The 19,726-nt window shown below is 66.4% G+C and carries 21 protein-coding genes; 17 read left to right on the plus strand and 4 right to left on the minus strand.

The window, feature by feature from the left end:
- Positions 1-3 precede the first annotated feature (3 nt).
- The 9 genes from ABW137_RS21935 (at position 4) to ABW137_RS21975 (ending at position 7,374) form a co-directional block, all read left to right on the plus strand.
- Positions 4-1,083, plus strand: a complete 1,080-nt coding sequence (locus tag ABW137_RS21935; protein ID WP_526403550.1) for a CoA transferase — start codon at positions 4-6, stop codon at positions 1,081-1,083.
- Positions 1,080-2,300 (plus strand): CaiB/BaiF CoA transferase family protein, encoded by a 1,221-nt coding sequence (locus ABW137_RS21940; RefSeq protein WP_526403551.1) that lies wholly within the window; start codon positions 1,080-1,082, stop codon positions 2,298-2,300. The genes ABW137_RS21935 and ABW137_RS21940 overlap by 4 nt, the downstream gene beginning before the upstream one ends.
- Before the next feature lies 1 nt (position 2,301).
- Positions 2,302-3,105, plus strand: coding sequence for an enoyl-CoA hydratase/isomerase family protein (locus ABW137_RS21945; RefSeq protein WP_526403552.1), 804 nt, complete (start codon positions 2,302-2,304; stop codon positions 3,103-3,105).
- Positions 3,106-3,131: 26 nt separating this feature from the next.
- Complete coding sequence (locus ABW137_RS21950; protein ID WP_526403553.1) at positions 3,132-3,560, plus strand: Zn-ribbon domain-containing OB-fold protein; 429 nt, start codon at positions 3,132-3,134, stop codon at positions 3,558-3,560.
- On the plus strand, positions 3,557-4,711 hold the full coding sequence (locus ABW137_RS21955; RefSeq protein WP_526403554.1) for a thiolase family protein: 1,155 nt from the start codon (positions 3,557-3,559) through the stop codon (positions 4,709-4,711). Before ABW137_RS21950 ends, ABW137_RS21955 begins: the two co-directional genes overlap by 4 nt.
- On the plus strand, positions 4,708-5,355 hold the full coding sequence (locus tag ABW137_RS21960; protein WP_526403555.1) for an SDR family oxidoreductase: 648 nt from the start codon (positions 4,708-4,710) through the stop codon (positions 5,353-5,355). Before ABW137_RS21955 ends, ABW137_RS21960 begins: the two co-directional genes overlap by 4 nt.
- Positions 5,356-5,393: 38 nt before the next feature.
- The gene (locus ABW137_RS21965; protein ID WP_526403556.1) at positions 5,394-6,161 is read left to right on the plus strand and encodes an SDR family NAD(P)-dependent oxidoreductase; all 768 of its coding nucleotides are present in this window, start codon (positions 5,394-5,396) and stop codon (positions 6,159-6,161) included.
- Positions 6,162-6,482: 321 nt separating this feature from the next.
- Positions 6,483-6,719, plus strand: a complete 237-nt coding sequence (locus ABW137_RS21970; RefSeq protein WP_526403557.1) for a hypothetical protein — start codon at positions 6,483-6,485, stop codon at positions 6,717-6,719.
- 136 nt (positions 6,720-6,855) lie between these two features.
- Positions 6,856-7,374, plus strand: coding sequence for a class I SAM-dependent methyltransferase (locus ABW137_RS21975; protein ID WP_526403558.1), 519 nt, complete (start codon positions 6,856-6,858; stop codon positions 7,372-7,374).
- A gap of 270 nt (positions 7,375-7,644) precedes the next feature.
- Here ABW137_RS21975 and ABW137_RS21980 read toward each other — a convergent pair whose 3' ends face one another.
- Complete coding sequence (locus ABW137_RS21980) at positions 7,645-8,262, minus strand: RNA polymerase sigma factor (protein WP_526403559.1); 618 nt, start codon at positions 8,260-8,262, stop codon at positions 7,645-7,647.
- 340 nt (positions 8,263-8,602) lie between these two features.
- Here ABW137_RS21980 and ABW137_RS21985 point away from each other — a divergent pair, with 340 nt between their 5' ends.
- Together ABW137_RS21985 and ABW137_RS21990 are read left to right on the plus strand one after the other, a co-directional pair.
- A complete protein-coding gene (locus tag ABW137_RS21985) occupies positions 8,603-10,216 on the plus strand; it encodes a class I adenylate-forming enzyme family protein (RefSeq protein ID WP_526403560.1) in 1,614 nt (537 codons plus the stop codon).
- Positions 10,217-10,284: 68 nt separating this feature from the next.
- Entirely contained in the window at positions 10,285-11,217 is a 933-nt protein-coding gene (locus tag ABW137_RS21990; protein WP_526403561.1) for a TIGR03564 family F420-dependent LLM class oxidoreductase, read from the plus strand.
- Positions 11,218-11,351: 134 nt separating this feature from the next.
- Here the strand turns inward: ABW137_RS21990 and ABW137_RS21995 are convergent, their stop codons facing one another.
- Positions 11,352-12,866 (minus strand): GMC family oxidoreductase, encoded by a 1,515-nt coding sequence (locus tag ABW137_RS21995; protein ID WP_526403562.1) that lies wholly within the window; start codon positions 12,864-12,866, stop codon positions 11,352-11,354.
- 386 nt (positions 12,867-13,252) lie between these two features.
- On the opposite strand from ABW137_RS21995, the gene ABW137_RS22000 reads away from it, so the two are divergent.
- Complete coding sequence (locus tag ABW137_RS22000; protein WP_526403563.1) at positions 13,253-14,236, plus strand: helix-turn-helix transcriptional regulator; 984 nt, start codon at positions 13,253-13,255, stop codon at positions 14,234-14,236.
- A 106-nt stretch (positions 14,237-14,342) separates the two neighbouring features.
- On the opposite strand, the gene ABW137_RS22005 is transcribed toward ABW137_RS22000, so the two are convergent.
- Positions 14,343-14,867 (minus strand): cupin domain-containing protein, encoded by a 525-nt coding sequence (locus ABW137_RS22005; RefSeq protein ID WP_526403564.1) that lies wholly within the window; start codon positions 14,865-14,867, stop codon positions 14,343-14,345.
- 131 nt (positions 14,868-14,998) lie between these two features.
- On the opposite strand from ABW137_RS22005, the gene ABW137_RS22010 reads away from it, so the two are divergent.
- The 4 genes from ABW137_RS22010 (at position 14,999) to ABW137_RS22025 (ending at position 17,847) form a co-directional block, all read left to right on the plus strand.
- Positions 14,999-15,205 (plus strand): hypothetical protein, encoded by a 207-nt coding sequence (locus ABW137_RS22010; RefSeq protein WP_526403565.1) that lies wholly within the window; start codon positions 14,999-15,001, stop codon positions 15,203-15,205.
- Positions 15,206-15,393: 188 nt separating this feature from the next.
- A complete protein-coding gene (locus tag ABW137_RS22015; protein WP_526403566.1) occupies positions 15,394-16,068 on the plus strand; it encodes a TetR/AcrR family transcriptional regulator in 675 nt (224 codons plus the stop codon).
- A 254-nt stretch (positions 16,069-16,322) separates the two neighbouring features.
- Positions 16,323-16,916 carry a TetR/AcrR family transcriptional regulator gene (locus ABW137_RS22020; RefSeq protein WP_526403567.1) on the plus strand — a complete coding sequence of 198 codons (594 nt, stop codon included), beginning with the start codon at positions 16,323-16,325 and terminating at the stop codon, positions 16,914-16,916.
- A 190-nt stretch (positions 16,917-17,106) separates the two neighbouring features.
- Entirely contained in the window at positions 17,107-17,847 is a 741-nt protein-coding gene (locus ABW137_RS22025) for a hypothetical protein (protein ID WP_526403568.1), read from the plus strand.
- 236 nt (positions 17,848-18,083) lie between these two features.
- Here the strand turns inward: ABW137_RS22025 and ABW137_RS22030 are convergent, their stop codons facing one another.
- Positions 18,084-18,911 (minus strand): SDR family oxidoreductase, encoded by an 828-nt coding sequence (locus tag ABW137_RS22030; protein WP_526403569.1) that lies wholly within the window; start codon positions 18,909-18,911, stop codon positions 18,084-18,086.
- A gap of 289 nt (positions 18,912-19,200) precedes the next feature.
- On the opposite strand from ABW137_RS22030, the gene ABW137_RS22035 reads away from it, so the two are divergent.
- Positions 19,201-19,689 (plus strand): SRPBCC family protein, encoded by a 489-nt coding sequence (locus ABW137_RS22035; protein ID WP_526403573.1) that lies wholly within the window; start codon positions 19,201-19,203, stop codon positions 19,687-19,689.
- Positions 19,690-19,726: the final 37 nt, after the last annotated feature.

A 19,726-nucleotide genomic window follows, 5' to 3' on the forward strand; every position in this document is an offset into this window, starting at 1 on the left:
GCCATGTCCACCATCGACCACTCGGCTCCCCTGTCCGACGTCACCGTCGTCGACGCGACGACCAGCCTCGGTGAGTACGCAGGCCGGCTCCTGACCGACCTGGGAGCGACCGTCCTGCGAGTGAGGACGGGCGACTCCCACGGCTCACCACATCGGCACACATTCATGAACGCGGGCAAGCAGATTCACGACGCCGAGGAGTTGGCGGAACTGCTGCCGCTGGCGCAGTTACTACTCACCAGCGAGGGACCCGCGGCGCTCCGGAGCAGGGGTCTCGACCCCGCCAGGGTGACCAGTCGTCACCCCGGGCTGATTCACGTCGCGATCAGTCCCTTCGGACTCACCGGACCGTACGCCGACCGGCCCGCCAGCGACCTGACCCTGATGGCCGCGGGCGGTCTGCTCGCCCTGGCCGGAGAGCCCGACCGCGAACCGGTACGGGCCTTCGGCGAGCAGACCGCGGTGATCGCAGGAACGCATGCCGTGACGGCCGCGCTGATCGCGCTGCGAATCCTCGTGACGGAGCATCGCGGACAGGTCGTCGACCTGTCGGCCCAAGAGGCCGTTGCACATTCGATCGAGAACGCCGCGCAGTACTTCGACTTGGAGGGCGTGGTCCGCAACCGCGTCGGAGCCGGTCCCACCGAGGCCGGAACTGGGTTGTTTCGCTGCGCGGACGGCTGGATCTACCTGGTCGGCGGCCTTGGTGGCAAACCCCTGGCGTGGGGCGCCATCGTGGACTGGCTCCTCGACGGGGGTGTGGTCGAGGCGGCCGATCTCGGGGCAGAGGCCTGGCAGCAGGCCGACTTTCGACGCACGCCTCATGCCTGCCAGCTGTTCCGCACTTCTTTCGAGGCGTTCGCGCGGTCGAGGACCAAGAGCGAGCTGTTCACCACGGGCCAGAAGCGTGGCATCAGCGTCGCACCCGTCGCCACGCCGCAAGACCTGCTCCGCAATCCGCAGCTGGTGGCACGGGACTACTTTCGCACCGTCGACGTCGACGGTCGGCGGGTCACGCTGCCAGGACCGCCCTACCGCTTCCGCACGTCTCACATCGGCATCCTCGAGGAGGGCGCATCGTGAATCTTCCACTTCCCCTGCAGGGTATTCGGGTGGCCGACTTCTCCTGGGTCGGCGCGGGGCCGTTCCTCACCAAGCCGCTGGCCGACCACGGCGCAGACGTGGTGAAGGTCGAATCGAGGACGCGGCTCGACCCGATCAGGTCCATGTCGCCGTTCCGCGACGGCGTCAGAGGCACCGAACGCAGCGGTTACTTCGCGAACCGCAACTCGAGCAAGCGCTCGATCTGCCTGGATCTCAAGGATGCTCGCGGCCACGAGCTTGCACTACGCCTGATCGGGTGCAGCGACGTCGTCGTCAACAACTTCAGTCCAGGGACGATGGACCGGCTGGGGCTCGGCTATGACGCGGCGAAGGCGGTACGGCCCGACGTGATCTACCTGGAGATGCCGATGATGGGCACCGAAGGGCCCCAACGGGACTGCCGTGGCTACGGCCTGACGATCGGCGCGGCAGGCGGCATCCTCGGCCTGACCGGGTACGACGACCGGCCCCCCGTCGGCACCGGCACCAACTACCCGGACCACGTCCCAAACCCGTTGCACGGTGCGGTGGCAGTGCTGGCGGCGCTGCACAAGCGCCAGCGCACCGGGCAGGGCGAGTACATCGAAGTCTCCCAACTGGAGTCGACCATCAACGCCATCGGTCCCGCCATCGTGGCGGCGGCGGCCGGCGAACCCGTGAGTCGTGTCGGAAATCGCGACGACGTCGCGGCTCCCCACGGGGTGTACCGGTGCGCCGGTGACGACGAGTGGTGCGCGATCGCGGTGTTCACCGACGACCAATGGGCGGCGTGCCGCGCCGCGCTCCCCCACCCCGGCTGGGCGGACCACCCGGAGTTCGACGCCGTGGACGGTCGACGACGCGGCCGCGAACTGCTCGACGACATGCTCGGGCAAGTCACGACAAGGTGGAACGCTGATCGCCTCGCCGGCGAACTGACCGCGCGCGGAGTGCCCGCCTCACCGGTGCTGCGCGCCGATCAGCTCGTCGCATCGGACGAGCAACTCGCAGCCCGCGGACACTGGGTCCGCCTCGAACATCCGGTGATGGGAGCCAGTGTCTATGACGGCATCCCGTACCGGTTGTCCGCCACACCAGGCCACCTGCGATCGGCCGCGCCGCTGCTTGGCGCGGACACCAGGGCGGTCTGCATCGAACTGCTCGGCGTTGCCGAGAACACCTACGACGAACTCGTCTCAGAAGGAGTAGCGGGCTGACATGACCATCACCAGCGAAAGGCACGGCAGAACCCTCGTCGTCCGAATGAACCGCCCCGAGGCCCTCAACGCGCTCGACGTCGATTCGATGATCGACCTCAACGCCGCGCTCCGAGGTTTCCGCGACGATCCCGAACTCCACGTCGCAGTGCTCACCGGGACAGGAGAGCGGGCCTTCTGCACCGGAGCGGATCTCAAGCGCACACTCCCGAGCGATGCGTCGTTCGCGCAGACCTACTACCAGCCGCACGACGAAAGCGTCGCCAGCGGGCTGTACGTCAGGGCAATCACGCTCAGTGCACTGGACATCAACAAGCCACTCATCGCCGCGGTGAACGGGCACGCACTAGGCGGAGGCGCGGAGATCGCACTCGACTGCGACATCCGCATCGCCAGCACGACCGCGACGTTCGGACTACCGGAGGCCCGCTGGGGCAGTGTCCCCGCCGTCGGTGGCGTGTCGAAGCTGTTGCGCGCCATCCCCAGAGCGACAGCGATGCAGATGCTGCTCACCGGTGACCGCATCGACGCGACGGAGGCCCACCGGGTCGGTCTCGTCAGCGAGGTGGTGAACCCCGAGCGACTCCTCGAACGCGCACTGGAGATCGCCGGGCGGATCGCCGCCAACGGCCCGCTCGCCGTCCGCAGCATCAAGACACTGGCTACGCGTACCGAAGACCTCCCGCTGAGCCGCTCGATCGAGCTCGAGCAGCTGCTGTGGGGCGTACTGCGCGACACGCACGACCGCATCGAGGGCCGCACCGCCTTCGCCGAACACCGCACACCCGAATATCACGGTAGATGATCACCACGAGAGAGCGAGGACCCGAAATGATCAACGGCACAGAACAATTCGGTCCGCCCACCGGGCGGGTTACCGGAGCCGACCACTTCCTCACCGACGGAACACGCGCGGTGCTCCGCGTCACGCGCTGCCGCCAGTGCGGCAGCAGCTGGTTCCCGGCCAGGGCACAGTGCTGCACCTGTGCCTCCCGCGACGTTGCCGAGGAACTGACCACCACCGAGGGCACGGCGTACGCGTCGACCGTCGTTCAGATCGGTCCCAGGCAATTCAGGCCCCCGTACGTGCTGTCCTACGTCGACGTCGACGGTGTGCGACTGCTCGCCCACACGACGACCACCTCGGCCCTCGCGCCGGGCACACCGGTCGCATTGCGCCTGGCCGAGATCGGAGCCGACCAGGACGGACCGATGTACTCCTACGCCGTCAGCCCCACGACAGAGGAAGTGAACCCATGAGGGACGTGTTCATCGCCGGTGCCGCCGTCCACCCGTTCGGCAAGCACCGCGACCTGCCCGCCGACCAACTCGGCTACCTCGCCGTCAGCGAACTGCTCGCCACCACCGGTGTGCAACCCGACCGGGTCGACACCGGGTTCGGCGGCTCGGTCTACGGCGGCTCACTACTCGCCCAACGAGTGCTGCAGCGCGTCGGGATCTCCGGCCAGCCGGTCTTCACCGTCGAGAATGCCTGCGCAAGTGGCGCATCCGCCGTACATCTCGCGTGGCAGGCCGTCGCCTCCGGGTCGGCCGACTGCGCCGTCGCGTTCGGCGCCGAGAACCTGTCCTCCCTCGGCGGCGGAACGCTTCCCCTGACGACCGCCGACATCGAGATCGACCAGGGCATGGTCATGCCTGCCGCGTACGCCATGCGCGCTCAGCGATACCTCAGTGACTGGAATGCCACGGTCAACGACCTCACGAACGTCTCGGTGAAGAACCGACGCAACGGTGCGGCCAATCCGCGGGCCCACTTCCAAGAGGAAGTCAGCCGGGACCAGGTCGCCGAATCGCGACCCGTCGCCGATCCGCTCCGGCTGCTGCACTGCTGCCCGAACAGCGACGGTGCGGCCGCAGTGTTGCTCTGCTCGCAAGAGGTGGCGGCGACCCTCGCTGGGCCACAGGCGCGGGTGGCGGCGAGTGTCGTTCGCTCCGGCCATTTCTCGACGGGTTACCGCGACATGACGTGGCCGGACATCACCGACCGGACCGCCACCGCCGCGTACGCGCAGGCCGGGCTCGGGCCCGAAGACCTCGACGTCGTCGAGCTGCATGACGCGTTCGCCGTCGCCGAGCTCCTCCACGCCGAGGCACTCGGCATCGCCGAACGAGGCAAGGCCCATGTCGCCGTCGCCACCGGCGAGTTCGACCGCGACGGCCGCGTCGCCGTCAGCCCCAGCGGCGGGCTCCTGTCCAGAGGGCATCCCGTTGGCGCCACCGGCGTCGCACAGATTGCCGAAACCTACTGGCAGCTCACCGATCAGGCCGGTGAGCTGCAGGTCCCCGGAGCACGCGTCGGACTCACCCACGTGACGGGTGGCGGCATCTTCGGCGTCGACAACGGCGCCTGCTCGGTGCACATCCTCACCAGTGCGCAGGTGCAGTCATGACCGGCACGGCGCCGCGAGCCGTCGTGCTCTCCGGTGGCGACGACGAGGTCACCGACGCGGTCGTCCGCGCCCTCCGCGACGCGGGGTCCCACGCCGACCTCGTCAACGACGTGGGGTCGGTTGCCTGCGTCCTAGCGCACCGAGCCGATGCGGTGACGACGGCCGTGTACGTCCCAGGTCTGCTCGCTGCCGACGAGCAGTCGGGAGACCCGGATCCAGCCGGGACGCTGCTGGACTACGTCACTGCGTTGGGTCCCAACCTGAGGGCGGTCGCAGACGGCGGCAGCCGCGTCGTGGCGGTCGGCAGCCGGGACTGGCTCGGCTGGCCGAATCGCCCCCGCACGGCCGCACGCTCGGCCGCCCTGGTGGCCACCGTACGCAGTCTGGCTCTGGCACACGGTCGCGCCGGCGTCACGGTCAATGCGGTGCTCGGCCTGCCCCTCGACGCCGCGGCGCGCCGGGAGGCAGGCGTCGTCCCCGGCACTCATCTCCACGAACCCCTGCCGCTGACCGGCACGCCCGTCCTCGCCGAGGACATCGCCGCCACGGTGGCGTTCTTCCTCGACGAACGAAGCGGCTACATCACCGGCCAGGTGCTGCACTGCTGCGGCGGCGCAAGCCTGCTGTCGAGCCTGTCCGTGTGAACCCACCGAATGTGAACCCACCGAATGAGGAGAAGAACATGTCGTCCCAATTGGACTTGGCAGGCCGCGTCGCGGTCGTCACCGGTGCCGCGAGCGGGATCGGACTGGCCATCGCCCGCGAATTCGCCTCGCGCGGTGGCTTGATCGCGGTCGCCGACCTCAACGCCGAGGCCGCCGACGTTGCGGCGGCGGCGATCGTCGACGACGGGGGCCGGGCCCTAGGACTTCCCGTGGACGTCGCGTCACGGCCCTCGGTCGAGGCCATGTTCGCCGCAGTCGAGAACGACCTCGGACCCGTGGACGTCTTGATCAACAACGCGGGGATCAGCATCGACCGCGGGGTGCGGCGGATCACCGACGAGGACTGGCGCCGGACCATCGCCGTCAATCAGACCGGGGTGTTCCTGTGTTCACAGGCGGCCGCCACGAGCATGATCCCGAGACGCACCGGACGCATCATCAACATTGCCTCCAGGGCGTGGCTCGGCTGGTTCGGGCAGCTCGCCTACGCCTCGTCGAAGGGTGGCGTCGTCTCGGCGACGCGCGCGCTAGGCATCGAGCTCGCGAAGTACGGCATCACCGTCAACTGCCTCGCACCGGGACTCATCGACACGCCGCTACTGAGGGCCGAACCGCCCGAGGTCATGGAGCGGCTGCTGCAGGCGCAACCGATGGGCACGTTGGGCGATCCGGCCGACATCGCACACGCGGCAGGGTTTCTCGCCAGCCCGGCGGCGCGGTCGATCACGGGACAGGTGCTCTACGTCTGTGGCGGCAAGAGCCTCTACGCGCAGACCGCCAGCTGAAACTCGGCCCGCAATGGGCTGCCCGAGGCCATCGGACATGCTTCGTCGTCGGCTACGAATGGTCGCCCGCTCTGTCACCGAGTGGGAAGTCTTTACCATTGCGCGCCTGCGTCACTCAACGACCCGCGGCTCAGGGACGTTCACTCAGGTTGCCAAATATGTTGATGCACAGTGCCATGATGTCGAGCTGATCCGACCTCGACGCTAGCGTCGAACATCGGCGGTCCAGCAAGGACCGGATCCTGACAGGAGGGCTTGACACGTGGCGATTCAACTTGGCCTCTACGTCACCAACTTCAGCTACGGAACGGGCAGATCGTCATGGCGCCGTTCGACTCGCTCTCCCACGAGGTGCGGGTCGCGCGGCAGCGGTGCGAGGAGGTCGGCCGGGATCCCGACACTCTCGAGCTCGGCACCAACGTGGTCGCCGTGATCGGCGACGATGCGGATCTCGGGCAGATCCCCGAGGAGATTAGACAATCGGCCGTCGCCGACGCCACGACGGCGGTGGCGGACATGCTCAAACCGCTGCTCGGGACGATCACCCCCGGCAGCTGAGACGGAGACCGAAGAGATGCGCGACAACAAGACCCGTTGGATTACCGACACCCCAGAAGGCCACTCACAGTGGCTCATCGACCACTTCCGACGACTCGCCCGAGAGGGGGCCGATCTAGGCGGTGAGGCTAGGTTCGTGAGCGCGGTGATCGATCCGGGCACGTCGGTGCTTGACGCAGGTTGCGGGACAGGCCGTGTGGGCGCCGCACTGAACTCCGCCGGGTACACGGTGGTGGGGGTCGATGCGGATGAGTTGCTGATCGCGTCGGCCAGGGAAGACCACCCAGGTGTGGACTGGGTCGTCGCCGACCTCCGCGACCTCGACCTCCGCGATGCGGGACAGGCCAGGCGCATGTTCGATTCCGCGGTACTAGCGGGCAACGTCATGCCGTTCCTCGAACCTGACACCGAGGTATTGGTACTGCGCAGCGTCGCTGCCCACGTACGTGACGGCGGACCCGTCATCGTGGGGTTCGGCTCCGAGCACGGATACACGGTGGACGAATTCGACAGTCACGTCGTCCAGGCGGGGTTACGGATCGACAATCGATTCTCGACGTGGAGTCTCGCTCCTTGGCGACCGGGTTCACCCTTTTCGGTAACCATTCTTCGAAGTGCCGCGCATCGGACTGATGCGCGCGTCGCTTGCCACTAGGCGATCGATTCGGTGCGACAACACCGCTCCAACAGCTTCCTTGTCCGAGGGAGCGATGTGCGAAGTGCCTCGTGACACTCGGCGTGCCGCATACCCACTGTCAAAAAACGAATGTGGGGGGCAGAACAATGCATGGCGCGGAGCGGCCGCTGCATGCGCAGCCTCTATGCGCAGACCGCCAGCGAGCCATCGGCGGGATTCCAACGGCAGCCCGCTGCGCAGCACGAACGCGGAAGGCACGCAAGGCGACGACTACGTCCGGACTCCGCATCAGTGGGCACCGATGAGCAGATCGCGCAGACGGCTCCGACCTCGATGCAGCCGAGAGGCGACGGTGCCGACCGGGATGTCGAGCAGCTCGGCGATCTCGGTGTTGCGGTATCCCTCGATGTCCGCGTAGTAGATGGTCAACCGCAGGTCTGCGGGCAGTGTCCGCAGCGCTCGGTGAGCCTTGCCTGGCAGCGCTGCCATCGCCTCCGCCTCGGCCGATGGCGGGCCACCGTGCATGCCTGCCGGGACGTTGCCGAACATCGCGTCGGTGATGTCGGCGCTGAGCTTCTCCGACGGCCGACGTTGCGCCGCCCGATAGCGATCGACCCACGTATTGACCATGATCTGGCACAGCCATGACCGCAGATTGGACCCTTTGCGGAACTTGCCGTACGAGACATAAGCCTTGAGCATGGTGTCCTGGACCAGGTCTTCGGCGTCCACGCGCTGACGGGTGAGGTACCACGCGCGACGGAGCAGGTATTCACCGTGCGGGAACGCTTCACGAACGAATTCTTCGCTGCGATCGTCGGTTTGGGGCATGGCATACCTTTCTGGGAGCTCGACGTCGGCGGCGCGGTACAGAAGTCGCGCAATGACGCACCGCACTACCGGCATTTGGTGTCAACCACCTTCCAATGGGCCCCGCTCGGTCTGCGGGACTGCACACCCATTTCGTTGGTGGCGACGTGTGGCGCCTCGTCGCGCGATGTCTTGAAGCCTGTCGCGTCTCCGCCTGAGAACTTTCAGATTGCGTGGAGTCAGCATGGATATCCTAGCTCATCTGAGGACACGTGATACCAGTTAAAGACGGGGCACTCGGTTTCGAGTCCTCACAGAGCATTTCGTGCCGGCGCTTTGACTTCTGATGGCACGCGCCATATGATATCGCGGGCTCGTCGTTGACCACGGCCTCGATCCCGTCTCCCCTCAACGAGGTCAGATCGGAGCCACGAAGATGCCCCTCGGACCGCGCAACGTCGCCGACGCGCCCCCATCACGGCTCACCATCGGTGACTTGCTGCGAGCAGCAGCCAGGGATGAGCCCGACCTCGTAGCCCTGCGCGAGGGCGTCGCCCCCGGTGCCGTGGCGCGGTCCTGGTCCTACGCGCAGCTGCTCGACGTATCCGAACAAGCCGCTCGCGCCTTGCTCCAGATTGCCGAACCGGGTGAACGGGTGGCGATCTGGGCACACAACGTGCCGGAATGGATCCACGTTCAGCTCGGCGCTTCGTTGGCCGACATGACCGTAGTCCCGGTGAACCCCGCGCTCCGCTTCGAGGAAGCCGCCTACGTCCTGGGCCATTCCGCAGCCAGCGTCGTCTTCCACGTCGAGGAGTACCGCGGCTCCGACATCGCGTCGGACGTCGCCGACCTGCGTCGACGACTCCCCGCACTCCGCCACGCAGTACCGCTGTCGACCTTCGACGCGTTCCGCCACGAGCGCGACGATGCGCGGCCGCTACCGGTGGTCGCAGGGACGCACGTGGCGCAGATCCAGTACACCTCTGGGACCACGGGTCGACCCAAGGGCGTGGCACTCACCCACCAAGGCGTCGTCACCTCTTCGGCGCGCGCCAGCCAGCGCCTCGGTCTTCGGGCAGGCGATGCCCACGTTCACGCGATGCCGCTACATCACGTGGCGGGATTGGTCGTCGTCGCCATGGGGTGCATCCACAGTCGAAGTCGCAACGTCATGCTCCCCACCTTCGATCCGGGCCTGCAGCTCGCCGTGACCGCACAGGAGAAGTCGGCCGTCCTCAGCGGAGTTCCCACGATGCTGCGGGCCGTTCTCGACCACCCGTCTTTCGATGCGGCGGACCTGTCGTCACTACGAGTGGCCGTCTCCGGCGGCGCATTGGTCGAACCCGCGCTCGCGCAACGCGTGGAGACCCAGCTAGGGGTGCCCCTGGCCATCGTCTACGGCCAGACGGAGAGTTCGTCGATCATCACGATGACCAGCCCGGCCGACGAGGCACGCGACCGCTGGAACTCGGTGGGACGACCATTCCCGGGTATCGAAGTCCGCATCGCCACCGCGGGCAACCCAGGGGTGGACGAGGGCGAAGCCGGTGTCGGAGAGGTATGCGTCCGCGGCGAAAACGTCATGGCCGGTTACGTGTTGGAGGAAGCGATGACCGCCGACACCGTCGATGCCGAGGGGTGGCTGCACACTGGCGACCTCGGCTGGATGGACGAACGCGGCTACCTCCACATCTGCGGACGGCTCAAGGACATGATCATCCGCGGCGGTGAGAACGTCTATCCGGCCGAGGTGGAGTCGGTGCTGGTTCGTCACCCCGCGGTGGCCGAGGCGTCCGTCGTGGGCGCCGCCGACGACTACTGGGGCGAACGTCCCGTCGGATTCGTGAGGTGGTCGGCCGGAAGCGAGAGCACCGCGGACGACCTGCAGACGTTCTTGGGCGAAAGTCTTGCACCACAGAAGATTCCTCGCGAATGGCATGTCGTAGAGGCGTTCCCGATGAATGCGGCAGGCAAGATCCTCAAGACGAGACTGCGGGAGCACCTCGCGGGCGGCTCGTCCCTCGCCGCGTGTACGCCGTTGCGGTGACGTGACCGCCACGGGAGCCAGCCACCAACTTACCGCGCCGGGCACGGCGCCCCCGGGAAAGTGAGTTCATGGACATCAGCGTGTTCGGTCTGTTGAGCGACGCCGCCGACCAGGATCCCGTCGACGCCGTGGTCGCCAATTTGGCCATGCTTCGCGACGAGGGATTCCGTCGGGTGTGGATGGGCCAGTGGCCAATGGACCTAGATCTCCTGACGATCCTCGCCGCCGCGATGCGCGAGATCGACACGATAGAGGTCGCCAGCGGCGTGGTCCCAATCCAGAATCAACACCCGATGCTGCTCGCCCAGCGGGCACTGGCCCTGAGCGTCATCTCGGGCGGACGATTCTCACTCGGCGTCGGCCTGACACACGCCGTCGTCTCCGAGGAGTGGTGGGGCATCCCCTGGGACAGACCAATTCGCCGCCTCAACGAGTATCTCGACGGACTTCAACCCCTGCTCGCGGGCGAGGAGGTTGCCGCCGTCGGAGAGACCGTGACGGCGCGGGGGTCGATCGCATCGGGCCCAGCCCAGCCCGTCGAGGTCTACGTCGCGGCGCTGGGACCGAAGATGTTGCAACTTGCGGGGCGGCGGACCTCGGGCACGTTTACGTGGATGACCGGGCCCGAGACGCTGTCGACGTACGTCGGTCCGGCCATCCGTGGCGCAGCCGCCCTGGCCGGCCGGCCGGCCGGATCGGCGCGGGTGGTTGCGGGGCTGCCCATCGTCGTCACCGACGACGTCGACGGCACCTTGAAGCACGCGGCCGACCACCTCGCCTTCTACGGCACACTGCCGTCGTACCGCAAGATGCTCGACCGTGAGGGCCTGACGGGTCCCGAGGACGTGGCGATCGTCGGCGACGAGACGGCGGTGGGGGCCAAGCTCGACGAACTGCGCGAGGCAGGCGTCGACGAGTTCGTCGCCGTCCTCATCGGCGAGTCCGCCGAGGTGCGCCAGCGCACGCGAGCGGCGTTGCGCGAATACGGCGGCCGGGGCTAAGGATTGGCAGCTCGTGGGCCACCTCGGGAGCACGCCACTGCGTCGACTGTGTCCTGCCTACGGGCGCGCGGATCGGGCTCCGCCGAACGATGCCGCCGGGAGCTAGCCCCCGGCGGCATCCTGGTCGTGCGGCGCTATTGCTGCCGCAACAGGTGTGCGCCGCGCTCGGCGATCGCGTACACCGTGGCGACGGTGTTGTTCGACGGAAGCGAGGGCATCACCGATGCATCGACGACGCGTAGGCCGTCGATGCCATGCACCGTCAAGTCGGTGCCGACGACGGAGTCGACGGTGTCACCGATGGCACAGGTTCCGATGGGATGGTAGTGGCTGCCAACGCTTGCCCTGACGTATGCCCGCAACGCATCGTCGCTGGAGAACGCCGGCCCCGGGATGATCTCGGGACCGCGCCACTCGTCGAGCGCGGATGCACTGCCGATCTGATGACCGATGCGTAATCCACGCACGAGTACCTCCAGATCGCGTTCGTCGCCAAGGAAGTTGGGGTCGACGAGCGGTAGCGACGCGGGGTTGGCATCGGCCAACCGGACGGTGCCGCGACTGTGGGGCTGCATGCCGGACACCGACAGTCCGAAGACGTTGGGAACTTCCGGCTGGGCACCGGCAAGATTTTCGGCGAACATCAGTTGAATGTCCGGTGCGTCGCTCTGTGCCAGTTCCGACCGGATGAGACCGATGACCTCACCGTGGTTGCGCGTCGACGGGGACACCATGCGCGCCGAGGCCCAGATCGCCGCCGTCATGGGGTGGTCCTGAAGGTTCGAACCCACCCCGGGGCGATCGTGGAGCACCGCGATGCCGTGATCCCGAAGGTGTTGCGCCGGACCGATACCGGACAGCATCAACAATTGTGGGGTGCCGATCGCCCCGGCGCACAGAATCACCTCGCGCGCATTCGCCGTCACCGTCGACGGGCCGATGCCGTATTCGACACCGGTGACACGATCCCCGTCGAACGTCACGCGGTGAACCAGCGCGTTGGATTCCAGCCGTAGGTTGGGCCGCCCCGGCCCGTCAGTCAGGTAGGCGTTCGCCGCGGACTGCCTGCGTCCGTTGACGATGTTCAGATCGACTGCACCAAAACCGATCTCGTTTCCACCACTGATGTCGTCGGCAGACGGATGCCCGCATTCGACGGCCGCGCGCAACATGGCAGCAGGAATCTCGTGAAGGATGGAGGCCGGTCCGACGACCAACGGACCGTCTTGGCCGCGAAGAGTCGCCTCGCGGCCAACCGCCGTCTCACTGCGCTTGAAGAAGGGCAGCAGATCGTCGAACGCCCAGCCCTTGGCTCCCCGCTCGGGCCAGTCGGCGTAGGACTCTCGGTGGCCACGTGCGAAGACCATCGCGTTGATGGCGGACGATCCCCCAATTCCCTTGCCGCGTCCGATGTGCGGGGACGTACCCGTCGCCGCTTGGACGGTCATCTCGCCGCCCCAGTTCTGAGCCGATTGCAGCAACGCCGGCCACGCCGGTGGGAAGTCGCTCGTCGACGTCGTGTTGGGTGCACCCGCCTCGATCAGCAGCACCCGAACGCCCGGGTCTTCCGTAAGCCGGGCCGCGACGACGGAGCCTGCGGTTCCGGCGCCTACGACGATGTAGTCATATGAATCTGATTGTTGTGGCATTCCTCGCTCTTTCATCCTTCGATCGACGTGACCCCACGGACGAGCACGGTGCTCGTCGGTATTGTTCTCGAGAGGCCCACCCGACGGCGCCGCTCGAAGAGTTCACCCGCCGCTGGCATGGCTACTTGGGGCACCTCGGCGAGATTAACGCTGGACGTGCAGGCTTCGGCTGCCGTGGCGTGGGTCGTCAAAGAAGCAGGCACCGTCGTGAAAGAGCGTGGCACGGTCGATGCAAGGGCACTCGGGGCATGACCGCGCTCAACGTACGGCACGTGCTACCAGATAAGTGGAACAAATCGGTCGGGGCCGCGTTGTAGAATCAGATGGCGAATGACATCAGATTTGGGTCCCGTTGACCAACGGCGACCGACCCGGGAGGAATCTGCGTGAAGACACTGTTCAGCGCCGAGGGAAAGGTCAGCGGTTCGGCTCTGCCCCGCGCGGTGAGCGAGCTGGGAGCCGTACTCGAGCAGGAACTGGTGAAGGTGCGGCTGCACCCCGGTGTCGCAGGCTCGCCCGCTGACTTCGTCGTCGGGTCCTACCGCCACCGACGACTGGACGGCCTGTCGATCGCACACTTCACGGGGAGCCCGATGACGAGCTATCGAACGCCCGGCGACATCCGCCGGGGACCTCGAAACGACTACCTGGTGGCCGTCCACCTACGCGGGACCGTTCGCATGGCTCAGGATGGTCGACGTGCGACGCTCGAGCCCGGCGACATCGCCCTACTCGACACGTCACGGCCCTATGCAATCGAATTGAGCGGCAGCGATCGGTTCGAGCACGTACTCATAGGCGTGCCTCGTCGTCGTCTCAACGCCGCGGGCGTGCACTCCTCGGCGATCACCGCAGTCCGTGTGGACGCCTCGAGCGTCGCGGGCCGCGTGTTGGCACCGTTCTTCGTGACGGTCGTGGACCCCGACTGGACCGAGTCTGCCCTCACGGGTCGCTTCCTCGACTCAGGTCTCGATCTGTTGGGGGCCACGCTCCAGCAGATCGCCGGTTCCCGTTCTCCTCTCTCCCCGCATGCGCAGACCTTGCTCCACGTTCAGCGTGAGACGCGGTATCAGCTGGGCAATCCCGAGCTGACACCGGCTGACGTCGCTGCCGCATGCGCGATCTCGGTTCGGCAGCTGTACCGCGTGTTCGCTCATGGCGGATCCACCTTCGGTACATGGGTTCGGGAGCAACGACTCGCCGCGAGCTATCGGGATCTCACGGATCCCAGCCTGCGCCACCTCAAGATCGGCGAAGTTGCGAAGAGGTGGGGGTACCGCAGTGCAGCGCACCATTCCCGAGACTTCAGCGATCGTTACGGCGTTCGACCGAGTGACGTGCGAAGGGACGCGTCTCGCATCGACGTGTGACGGCCGCCGACCAGGTCGACGATGCCCAAGGCGCAGGTGGGTGCGGACATCTCGCTGTGAGTCCCCACCCACCTGCCTGCAGCGGCGCAGCGCCACCATGGCACCCTCACGCGGTGAACGCAGGCAGGTCGATCCCGTAGCGCGCGTTCTCCTCTGGCGTGCTCAGCACGTAGCCGTACTCTGCTGACTTCGCGAGGAAGTGAGCGAGTTCGGCGTCCGTCGGCGGCGTCAGCGGCTCCGTTGCCGGGCGGCCAACTTCTTCGAAGAACCTTCCAAGCCGCGCGGTGGTGATGATCATGTCGACGGCCGGTTCATCGGAGACGTTCCGGTGTGCGTGCACGGCGTGTCCAGGGATGCGCAGATAGTCACCGGCAACGCACTCGCGCCACGCCAGCGATTCGCCATCCGACACCAAGACCTGCTGCCGGCCGGACAGAATGAAGAAGTCCTCGAAGTCGTCGTGCCGGTGCATCGGTACGACCGAGCCGGGCGGAACCACCCCCCGAAGCACGCAAATGTCTTCGTAGAAGCTCACGATCTCGACCGTGGCGTTGATGACGTCCAGCGTCGGGGTGGGAGGTTTTGCAGCGAGGTCTGCAAACAGTTGGCTGTAGATCGGGGGTGTCGCCATCATCTCTCTCGTTTCCTGGGGTGGCTGGGACGTCGAACGGCCGACCCTTTGTGGCCGCGACCGATGGCGGGAGCCAAGTCCCGCCGGCCGAGGCTATCCGAACTACCTGACGCGGACGAGTGCGTGGCGCCGTGGGGCAAGCCATCTGGCGTCCTGAGCACAAATTCGAGACGGCCGTAGTCCGCAGCAAGCGTGGTGTTGACGGCATTCAGGGCAACATTCAGGGCAACGACATTCAGGGCAGCGACATTCAGGGCAACGGCATTCAGGGCAACGACCTATCTTCTGAACGAACGCGCTGCCAGATAGCGACCCGGTTGATGGCTTTCCGGGCATGACCACTCCTCGTTGCGATGGCTCGTCAGAGTGGGAGGCTCGGCCCCCGCACCGCGTCGCCGTCGTACACCGTCGCCCACGGGGGCTGGCGACGAACCGGGGTGAGTCGTCATCGGACGTTTCCCGTCACCAGATCAGTTATATGCTTGACCAGGCAGACCCGATCCAGGGCGGCGAACGGAGACACGCCATGAGGGACTATGACGGCAAGTCCGCGACCCAGCGGATCGCGGAGCGGCGCGAGCGTCTCATCGACGCGGGTTATGTGCTGTTCGGCGAGTACGGATACGCCGAAACCTCCATCCGTATGGTGCTGCGGCAGTCGGGGCTGCAGGACCGCTATTTCAACGAGAGTTTCGCGGACCTGGATACGCTCCTGGCAGCGGTGCACGCACGGATCGTCGAGGAGGAGTTGGTCGCGTGCCGGGAAGTGACGGCCGCTACAGGCGGATCAGCCACGGATCGCGCTCGAGCGGTACTCGAGGTGATGATGCGCTCCTTGGATCGAGACAGGGGACGCGCCCGAATCAAGCTGCACGAGGTGCTCAGCGCCGGTCCCGCATCTCGAGCCCAACGCCGTAAGGACATGGACGCGATGGCGGCGATCGTCGCGGATCTGCTACCTGGCGGTGCCAAGCGCAGCCGGCAACTAATTGCGGTGAGTCTGGTCGCCGCCACATACGAACTCGCGAACGCTTGGCTGGACGGCGAGCGCGGCCTTAGCCGCAAGGGTGTCGTGGACCTGGTGATGATGCTGTTCGAGTCGGTCAGTGAGCACGTGTCGTCGGATCGACCGACGCCCCCGCACCCTTTGGCGCCGACCTCGGCCAAACCCCGCAAGGAGCCGGTGCGTTCGCGTCGATGAGTCGCGCCGAAGGTCCATTTGGGTGAGTGGTGGCTAGCCTCGAACCCCGACCGGGTAGTCGACGCCCCCACCTACGACCTGGCCGCGAGACGGTCGTGCCACCCGCTCTGAAGTCGATCGCCATGTGAAACCGCCGGTTGTGGTTGATGTTCCCTTCACTGGATCACCCGCGGAATGCATCAGGAGTCATCTGCGTTCAGATAGGGAGTAGGCGAAGGCCCTCGACGCGGCCGCCTCGATACCGGGAGAGGGTCATGCGAGACGATGGAAGCGCCGCCGCCGCACGGCGTCGAATGACGCTGATCAGCGCTGGACTCGAACTCTTCGGCAAGAATGGCTTTTCGGGTACAACGATGCGGGCGGTGCTGCGTCGCACCGGTTTGGAGGCACGTTTCTTCACCGAGCACTTCGCCGACATGGATTCACTGCTGGCCGCGGTCTACAAGCAGGTGATCGACGAGGAAGCCGTCGTGCTTCATGCTGCGATGGCTGCTACCGGCTGCTCGACCAAGGACGGCGTCCGGGCGATGCTGGACACCCTCACCCGGTGGCTAGAAGAAGCTCCAGGGCGGGCGCGGATCAAGCTTAGGGAGATTGCGCTTGCGGGGCCAGAGTGCCGTCGACAGCGTCAGGCAGCGCTTGACACGTTCGCAGCCTTGATGGCTGAGTCGCTGCCGCCCGGTGATGACCCGGACCGGCGGCATATCTGCATCGGTCTGCTCGCGGCATCCGAGCGATTGCTCGCCGAGTGGACGCAGGGCGGCTCACAGCTCACTCGGGAGCGAGTAGTCGATCTGGTGATGTTCTTGGTCGAGTCCGTCTGGGACCGGATCGAGAACGGACGGTAGTCCCCACGGTCTCGCCGGTTACCGGCATGCGTACCCGGTCTCCTCCGTAAGCACGTCACCAAAGGGCACAGCGGTCCGTCCGCCTCGAATCCCGTGAAGGAAACGCTTCCGCAGCCGTAGGCGTCTCTATGGGAGCAGGAAAAGAACGCCGTCGGGTAGCGCCCCCGATACTACGCAGGAGTAGCACACCGTGATCCGCCCAAAAGTCCTCAGCCGAGGGAACTTCGACCCGATCCCATCCGGGCCGGGTCGGCAGTCGGGCGGACGGGCCGAGAACGAAGCCGAATGGTCGGAGCTATTCGCCGACGACGTCTGCGAGGCCGACGGCGTGGAAGTCGAGCGCCGACGCACCCCGCTGGCTGGGGCGTTCGGGGCGGGCGCGATCGTCATTGCCGTGGCGGCCGTCGCGGCTTCGGTGCTCCTCGGCCGCTTCGCCGAGGAAGCCACCGCCGCGTCATCGACACGTACGACAGCCCCCGGTGTAGCGGCACCCAAGCCACTGGCCCAGGCACTGCTCTTGCGGTCCCTTCCCGGCGGCTTCGATGCCGATGGGTGCACCGCGACCGCAGTTCCACCGGATGCGCTCGCCAGCATCCAGTGCTCGGCCGGTGTCGACGCCGGTGGCCCAACGGCCGCAACACTCGTCGCCTATCGCGACGAGGTTGATTTGGCTACCAGATTCGTCGAATCAATGCGCCGACTACGAATCATTGACTGTCCCGGTGGATTTCAGTCGCCAGGACCGTGGCACCGCGGTCGGACGCCGCAGCAAGGCCAAGGCATTGTCGTATGTGGTTACCGGAACGGCGTGGCCACCGTTGACTGGACGAACATTGCCGATCTCACGATGAGCTCGGTTGCTGCCGATGCGCCCGAGGTCTCGGCTGGAGAGGCGCTAGACCGCATCTTCCGCTGGTGGTCGACGCAGTGAGAATGGCGCGCGACTGAAACTGCGACGCGTAGACCTTGACGCGTAGACCTTTCGATAGGCGGGGTCGTTACGCCCCCAGCCGAGCCGCGCGGTACATGCGACCGCAGCCGCGCTCGTCGTATAGGACCAACGTCCGGGAGAGGTGCCACACCGCCCGGCTCCCGCATCGAATCGACCAGCGTCTCCCCCTGGTGCGGGTGCCGACCGCGAGGCTCCCTCCGGTACTGAGGGGGATATCAGTAATCCGCCGAAAGGCCGATGTCTCGCCACTGTTCCTGGTCCTTGGCGGTGCGCTCGAGCTTGGCGGCCACGTCGTTGATGGCATTCGCGCCCAGCTGAATCCGAGGAGGAAGGTCGGGGCGACCCGCAAGGTCAACGATGATCGCAGCGGCCTTGCGAGGATCGCCGGCTTGCTCCTTGTTGGATTCCACCGCCCAACTGCGGGCGCTTCCGCCGCTCTCGCTGTAGTCCGCGATCTGGGCGTCCGCCACGTGCAGGCTGGTTGCGTCGAGGAAGTCCGTACGGAACGGCCCGGGTTCGATCGCGGTCACCCGGATGCCCATCGGCGCCAACTCCTGCGCCATCGCATCCGAGAGTCCCTCGACGGCGAACTTGGTGGCGCAATAGACACCCCACCCCGCCCACGAGACGAATCCTCCAACCGAGGACAGGTTGACGATTAGGCCAGAGCGTTGCGAACGTAGATGAGGCAGGACCGCCCGGGTCACGTCGAGCAGGCCGAACACGTTCACGTCGAACGCCGCACGTGCTTCGGCGTCAGAGGTTTCCTCGACCGCGCCCACCAGCCCGCGTCCCGCGTTGTTGACCAAGACATCGATGCGCCCGAACCGTTCGATCGCCGCATCGACTGCAGCGTTGATCTGATCCGGTAGGTGCACGTCCAGGTCTACCGCGAAGAGCCGATCATCCGCCTGCGGGAATGCCGCGCTCACGCTGCCGGCATCGCGCGCAGTGGCCACGACCCGATCACCACGCCGAAGGGCCTCGCGAGCGATCTCGCGGCCGAACCCGCGCGACGCGCCGGTGATGAACCAAACAGACATGTGGCACTCCCCTTCGAGGATCGTTGGTCTTGCATGCGGATACCGCTTCTGTCGACGAGGTTAGCGACTGTGACCGCCGATGACTTTCGCTGGCGCTGGCGGTCAAGGGATTTGGCGCCCTCGGGCAACGCCGGCGTGGACGCATTCCCGTCGGATTGCTATCGTACATTTGTGGGTCATCTGACCCCAGATGGTCAATCGCGGCGTGATCGTGACGATCGGCAGGCTCTTGAGCCGTTCCCAGCCGCAAGAGCCGCGCACGCGATTCTCAACCGAAGGCACAATCAATATGACATCAAGGACAACGGCTGTCGACATGGTCGACGCCGGATCGCGACAAGTGAGTAGGGCCGTACTGGTGGGTGCCAGCCCCTCGGATTTGTTCGCCATTGCCGCCGACCCGCGTCGGCATGCCGAACTGGATGGCTCCGGCACCGTGGTGGGCAACGTTAGCGTGCCAACGGCCGTGGTTGAAGGTAGTAGGTTCTCGACCAAGATGCGCCGTCTCGGGCTGCCCTACCGCATCACCAGCACGATCACGCGGCTGATTCCCGATCAGGTGATCGAATGGCGTCACCCCCTGGGGCATCGCTGGCGCTGGGAGTTCGAGAGCGTCGCCCCAGGCCTGACGCGCGTGGTGGAGACCTTCGACTACCGCGACACCGGGTGGCTCAAGGATTTCATCAAGTTCTATGCGGCAACGGGTTTCGTCAAGGCAAACGCAGCAGGCATCGAGTCGACCCTGTTACGCCTGCGAAGTCGCTATCCGGTCCGCTGACCTCGCCGTAGCGTCCACCATCAGCCGAGGCAGGACT

Source organism: Mycobacterium sp., from assembly GCF_040509115.1.
Lineage (GTDB): Bacteria > Actinomycetota > Actinomycetes > Mycobacteriales > Mycobacteriaceae > Mycobacterium.